We start from the raw sequence: 2,821 nt of genomic DNA, 5'->3' as shown, positions 1-2,821 counted from the left end.
CCACTAGTTGCTCCTGAGTTAGCATGTTAGGCCGCCTTGTCTTATTGAAAAGTGCAGCTATGATGCCTCAGGTGGATCACTTTTAAACCGTTGTCAGTGGATCAATTTTACGCCGTTGGTAACAATATCAACTAAAGTTATATTTAGCTCAAATTAGTAAGCAGGAGGCTTCTTGATTGAGAAGCAATGGAATACCGACAAAAGACTTCTATGCTACAAGTATTTGCCGTTTAATAATGGGTCTTTAAACGTAATTAGAAATGGAACACTAAAATATACGCATCCGAGCGACTTTAACGATCCCTTCGAGACAGCGCTTGTGTTTAACATTAAACGCCTCAAGGATTATTCAAGATCAAGCTCCCCCTTGAACATGAGAGTGGCCGAATTTAAAGGTTTGAGTCCTGCTGAGCGAGTCCAGAATAGAAGTAGGTGGGAGCATTTATTGAGAAAGCATTTGGAGTCAGGACAGTTTACGGAGGAGATTCTTCAAAATATTGGAATACTAAGTATGTCCTTAAACCCAACTAGTCCTTTAATGTGGGCGCATTATGCGGATTGTCATCGTGGCTTTTTAGTAGAGTTTGAGTTCGATACTGAAATAGCAAGTGAAAAGGACTTACTTGATATGGCTCCATTAGAGGTAATCTATTCTGAAGATCGTCCAGAGATAGATTTGACTAATCCTGACAACTGGAGAGATTGCGTACTTACTAAATCACATGAATGGTCCTATGAAGAGGAAGTGAGAATTATTAAGAATACTGGAAAAGGTATTCATCCCTATAATCGGGCTTTGTTTTTGAAGTCTGTAATCGCCGGAGCGCGAATATCAGCTGACAACTATACTGAGCTACAGAAAGCTGTTAAAGAAGCGTCAGCGGATATTGAGCGAGATGTAGCATTATACAGAGCTAGGTTGTCCGAAAGACATTATAAAGTATTCGTTCCCAATCATCCTATTACTGATTTGAGCTCAGATTAAAATGTCGATTATTTCGTGTTTTATCGACATGAAAGGTTGTCAAATGAAGTAAAGAATATTTGGGTCATGTCCAACATCTTTCAATCTTGTTCAATTATCCAATTAAAACTGCTCCGATTTTTCGGGCGGATTACACTTCAAGTTGCGTTTTTGTTAATGTTACATCTATCTTAGAATGGTTGTAATGTGAGATAAACTGTTAAAGGTAGTTTTACCTTCTCAAATTAGCTGGGGAATGCCTGCTTAAGTGTAAGGAACGCTATATCAATCTTATAAAGGGGCCGGTTAGAACATGAAGAATATTTTTGTATTGATTTTATTAACTTTATCAGGATGTTCAGCTTCCAATCACTACGTAAGGTATCAAGATGGGTTAGAGTCGAAGTCAGAAAATTGTGCAATTGATTTTTACAGTGAAAATCTAGAATTACATCGAAAGACTCAAGTTATTGGCGAGATACAAATAAGAGATACTGGTTTTAGTCTTTCATGCGACGCTGAAACAGTAATCAAGCAAATAAAAGAGAAAGCATGCACGGAAGGTGCGGACGCTATTCATTTATACAATGTTTCACACCCCAGTTGGCGTGGTAGCACCTGTTTTCAGGCAAATGCGCGCTTTCTAAAGTATGTTGGTGAATAATATTTGGGCTTAGCTTCCAATTGAAATTAACTATGCCACTAAAATAGTGCAAACTATGGCTGGCGAGCAGATAGCAGACACTAAACGTCTTGCGTTTGAAAGTGTGTAAAGTAACTTCACAGAACCGTGAGTTAAAGCTAGTTCAATAGCTGATGTTCGTGTGCATATTAAGTTATAAGGAATATTGTTATGTTCAAACAGGCTACGGTATTTTTTTTCATGGTCCTGAATGTCAGTTTGAATACATCGGTATATGCCAGCGCATCGGAATGTGAGCGCCTTACAAACGCTGGGTTTAGGGAAATTTGTGTCAGCGCTACGAAAGGTGATGCCGATGCACAATCCAATTTGGGCGTGATGTATGCCAAAGGCTTAGGCGTGCCGCAGAGTGATACTCAAGCGGCGAAGTGGTATCGGCTTGCGGCGGAGCAAGGTGATGCTACTGCACAATACCATCTAGGCTTAAGCTATGACAATGGTCTAGGCGTGTTGCAGAGTGACGGTGAAGCGGCGAAGTGGTATCGGCTTGCTGCAGAGCAAGGAGTTTCTGCTGCACAAACCAATTTAGGTGTGATGTATGCCAAGGGTTTAGGCGTGCCACAGAGTGACACTCAAGCGGCTAAATGGTATCGGCTTGCTGCAGAACAGGGTTATGCACTTGCACAATACAATTTAGGTATGAAGTATGCCAAAGGCCTAGGCGTACCGAAGAGTATCGTTGAAGCGGCAAAGTGGTTTCGGCTTGCAGCAGAGCTAGGTTCTGCTGATGCTCAGCACAATTTAGGTGTAATGTATCTCGAAGGTCAAGGTGTGCCGCGAAGCGACGCTCAAGCAGCTATGTGGTTCCAGCTTGCAGCAGAGCAAGGAGCTGCTGCTTCACAGTACAATTTAGGTTTGATGCATGATCTTGGTCAAGGTGTGCCACAAAGCGACGCTGAGGCGGCGACGTGGTATCAACTTGCAGCAGAGGAAGGTTATGCTAAGGCGCAAAATCGTTTAGGCGTGATGTATGCTCAAGGTCGAGGCGTCTTGAGCGACATGGTGTATGCGCATATGTGGCTTAACATGTAGTGGCATAGTTAATTTGGCCACCTGATTAGAGCTGTTATGATGACAGCATAGCAAAATTAGGTGACAAAATGACAAAGAAGAACCGTCCAAACTTTAGCCCGGAATTTAGACTGGAAACAGCA

3 protein-coding genes are annotated in these 2,821 nt (G+C 42.0%); all 3 read left to right on the top strand.

Annotation, left to right across the window (positions count from 1 at the left end):
- Positions 1-172: 172 nt before the first annotated feature.
- Positions 173-985, top strand: coding sequence for a DUF2971 domain-containing protein (locus tag EGC76_RS11825; RefSeq protein ID WP_128353204.1), 813 nt, complete (start codon positions 173-175; stop codon positions 983-985).
- A 292-nt stretch (positions 986-1,277) separates the two neighbouring features.
- Positions 1,278-1,628 carry a hypothetical protein gene (locus tag EGC76_RS11820; RefSeq protein ID WP_128353203.1) on the top strand — a complete coding sequence of 117 codons (351 nt, stop codon included), beginning with the start codon at positions 1,278-1,280 and terminating at the stop codon, positions 1,626-1,628.
- A 189-nt stretch (positions 1,629-1,817) separates the two neighbouring features.
- Positions 1,818-2,699, top strand: a complete 882-nt coding sequence (locus EGC76_RS11815) for a tetratricopeptide repeat protein (protein ID WP_128353202.1) — start codon at positions 1,818-1,820, stop codon at positions 2,697-2,699.
- The last annotated feature ends 122 nt before the right edge of the window (positions 2,700-2,821 follow it).

The sequence above is a fragment of the Pseudidiomarina gelatinasegens genome, assembly GCF_004025325.1.
Taxonomy (GTDB): domain Bacteria; phylum Pseudomonadota; class Gammaproteobacteria; order Enterobacterales; family Alteromonadaceae; genus Pseudidiomarina; species Pseudidiomarina gelatinasegens.
Note: the sequence above shows the minus strand (reverse complement) of the source record. Positions and strands in the feature narration are given on the sequence as shown.

Excerpts from the sequence above, each read along its gene's own strand:
- EGC76_RS11815 (WP_128353202.1), top strand. The coding sequence starts at position 1,818 with ATGTTCAAACAGGCTACGGTATTTTTTTTCATGGTCCTGAATGTCAGT.
- EGC76_RS11820 (WP_128353203.1), top strand. The coding sequence starts at position 1,278 with ATGAAGAATATTTTTGTATTGATTTTATTAACTTTATCAGGATGTTCA.